We start from the raw sequence: 2,926 nt of genomic DNA, 5'->3' as shown, positions 1-2,926 counted from the left end.
GCGCGAGGTGCTGGCCGACCTGCCCGAGGCGGCCGGCGGCCGGGCGGAGCTCGCCGGGCTGGTGGAGGCCCTGGCGGAACAGCGCCGCCTGCTGGGCGTGTTCCAGGCGGCGGCGCGGGAGGCCGGGCTGGCCGATGCCGCCCTGGTCCGCGCCCGCGCCGCGGCGGAAGACCGCAGCGGCCAGGCCCGGGAACAGGCGCGGGCCCAGCTGAACCGCGCCTCGCAGGAGGCCGGGCGTACCGGACAGGCGGCGGACGCGGCCTGGGCCGCCTGGCAGAAGGGCGTCCAGGCGCTGCGGGCCCGCACCGGCTGAGGCCAGGCTAGGGATCGGACATGGGGATCGGGCATGGCCGGGGGCACAACCCTTGGCCCTGCCGTTCGTTTTTCCGGCCAGGCGGAGCGTGGCGCTCAACATGCCGCGCACCCCCCCGGTTCAACGGAATGACGAGGAGTATTCCCATGGCAGACGCGAAGAACCGCAAGGTGGCCATCCTGGCGACGGACGGCGTCGAGCGGGTGGAGCTGACGGAGCCGATGAAGGCGCTCCGCGACGCCGGCGCCGAGGTCGTGGTGCTGTCCCTGAAGTCCGGCGAGATCCAGGCCATGGACGAGGACGTGAAGCCCTCCGAGAAGATCAGGGTGGACTTGGAGGTTTCGGCGGCGAAGCCCGAGGCGTTCGACGCGCTGGTCCTGCCCGGCGGCACCACCAACCCCGACAAGCTGCGCCAGGATGAGTCGGCGGTGGCTTTCGTGAAGGGCTTCGCGCATTCCGGCAAGCCGGTGGCGGCGATCTGCCACGGCCCCTGGATGCTGGTGGAAGCCGGGGCGGTGAAGGGACGGAAGATGACCTCCTACCCCTCGCTGAAGACCGACCTCCGCAACGCCGGGGCGGAATGGGTGGACGAGACCTGCGTGGTGGACGGCAACTTCATCACCTCCCGCAATCCCAAGGACCTGCCGGCCTTCTGTGATGCCGTGGTGCGGGCGGTGGAACAGGCGGCGCCGCGCAAGGCGGCCTGAGACCCGCTGGCCGGACGGCCCTCGCCGCCCGGAATGGCGCGCAGGGCGACCGTGCCCCGGGCGAGGACAGGGGAGGACCTGTTACAGCACGACACCCGACAGCCGGTTGTGCTGTTCCGCCCCTCATGCGACCTCCGCGCCCGATGACAAGGGTAACGGAGGTTTCCATGCTTGGCTGGTCGCGGGTGCTGACGGGGGTTCTCTGCCTGTCCGTCCCGGCTTTCGCCCTGGCGGCCCCGACCCCAGCCCCGGCGCCGGATACGCCCGCGGCCCGTCCCGGCGATGCCGCGCCGACCGGGGCGCCGGACCCTTCCGCCCGGCCCCCCGCTGTGCCTGCCAAGCCTTCCCTGGCCGCGCTCTGGAACGCGCTGCCGGGCGAGGCGGGCGGCTTCCGCCGCAAGGAGGTGGAACAGCCTTCCCCCAGTCCGGAAGGGGTGGAAGGGCTGATCGCCCGCTATGCGGGACCTTCCGGCCGCGCCACCGTCTATCTCTACGGCAAGCCCACGGAAACGGTGCCGGACGGGCCCTTCTCCGCCGTGCTGGCGGCGGAACTGGCCAGCGAGGCCGCCTATCTGCGCACCGAGTTGCAGCGCGGTGAGGGTGGCGTCCGGCTGCTGGCCCAGCGCCATGCCGATCTGGGCGTGGGAGGCGGCACGCCCGTGATTTCCTGCGAGGCCTTCGACCTGATGGCCGGCAAGAAGCCGCAGGAGCAGACCCTGTGCATGAGCGGCGTGGCCGGCCGCATGCTGAAGCTGCACCTGATCACCGAGCCGAAGCCCAAGGAAGAGGAGGAGCTCCGCCGCAACATCGCGCGCTTCGCGGTGGAGATGGTGCGCGCACTGCACGGGCCCGGGCGCGGCTGACCCGGCGGAGCCCTGGCGGCTGTGGCGATGTGCCGCATAATGCCGGCATCCCCGCCCGAGCAGGAGCCTTGCCGATGGTCGCCCGAATCGTGTTCCTCGACCCTCTGAGCCCGCAGCGCATGGAGGCGCTGAACGGGCTCCTGCCGCCCGGCTTCTCGATCTTCACCACCACCGCGCGGGACGAGGCCACCCAGGCCGCCGCGATCGCCGAGGCCGACTACGCCATCTCCGGCGACGTGCCGGTGACCGGCGCGATGATGCGCGGCGCGAAGCAGCTCCGGGGCGTCCACAAATGGGGTGTCGGCATCGACAACTTCGACCTCGGTACGGCGCGCGAGCTGGGCATCCGCATCATGCGCACCACCGGCAGCAACGCCGTGCCGGTGGCCGAGACGGCGCTGGCGATGATGATGGCCACGGCGCGCGGCATCCTGCCGGGGCACAAGGGGCTGGAGCGCGGCGAATGGCTCAAGGGGGCCGTGGGCCAGCACTGCTTCATGCTCAGCGGCAAGACCGTCGGCATCGTCGGGCTGGGCTATATCGGCAAGAGCCTGGCGCGGCTCCTGCGCGGCTTCTCCTGCCGCGTCCTGTACAGCAAGCCGAACCGGCTCGATCCGGCGGAGGAGGCGGAGCTCGGCGTGGAGCACGTGCCCTTCGAGACGCTGCTCGCGGAATCCGACGTCATCTCGCTGCACTGTGCGCTGACGCCGCAGACGCGCGGCCTCTTCGCCGCGCCGCAGTTCCGGGCGATGAAGAAGACCGCCGTGCTGGTCAACGTCGCCCGTGGCGGCGTGGTGGTGGAATCCGATCTGGTCGAGGCCCTGCGCGCCGGCGAGATCCAGGCCGCCTGCGTCGATGTCTTCGAGACCGAGCCGGTGCCGGCGGACCATCCGCTGCTGCACATGGAGAACGTGATCGTCACGCCGCATATCGGCGCCGCCGCACGCGACAACTTCGCCGCCACCGTCACCCGCATGTACCGCAACATCGCCAGCGTCGAGCATGGCGAGCCGGTGGCGCCGCTCGACCTCGTGGTCTGATGC

At 71.7% G+C, this 2,926-nt stretch carries 3 protein-coding genes and 1 pseudogene; all 4 read left to right on the top strand.

All coding sequences use genetic code 11. The features are described 5' to 3' along the window. A pseudogene (locus ROTAS13_RS27455) lies at nt 1–313 on the top strand (hypothetical protein); the annotation flags it as partial. 146 nt (nt 314–459) lie between these two features. Then, nucleotides 460–1,020 (top strand): type 1 glutamine amidotransferase domain-containing protein, encoded by a 561-nt coding sequence (locus ROTAS13_RS22180; protein ID WP_058390364.1) that lies wholly within the window; start codon nt 460–462, stop codon nt 1,018–1,020. A 167-nt stretch (nt 1,021–1,187) separates the two neighbouring features. After that, nucleotides 1,188–1,883: a hypothetical protein gene (locus ROTAS13_RS22175; RefSeq protein WP_075823457.1), complete on the top strand. Its 696-nt coding sequence runs from the start codon at nt 1,188–1,190 to the stop codon at nt 1,881–1,883. A gap of 74 nt (nt 1,884–1,957) precedes the next feature. Beyond that, entirely contained in the window at nt 1,958–2,923 is a 966-nt protein-coding gene (locus ROTAS13_RS22170) for a D-isomer specific 2-hydroxyacid dehydrogenase family protein (RefSeq protein WP_058390362.1), read from the top strand. Nucleotides 2,924–2,926: the final 3 nt, after the last annotated feature.

Source organism: Roseomonas sp. TAS13 (assembly GCF_001950415.1).
Lineage (GTDB): Bacteria > Pseudomonadota > Alphaproteobacteria > Acetobacterales > Acetobacteraceae > Roseomonas > Roseomonas mucosa.
The sequence above is the reverse complement of the archived record's forward strand: the minus strand, read 5'-3'. Positions and strand labels throughout refer to the sequence as shown.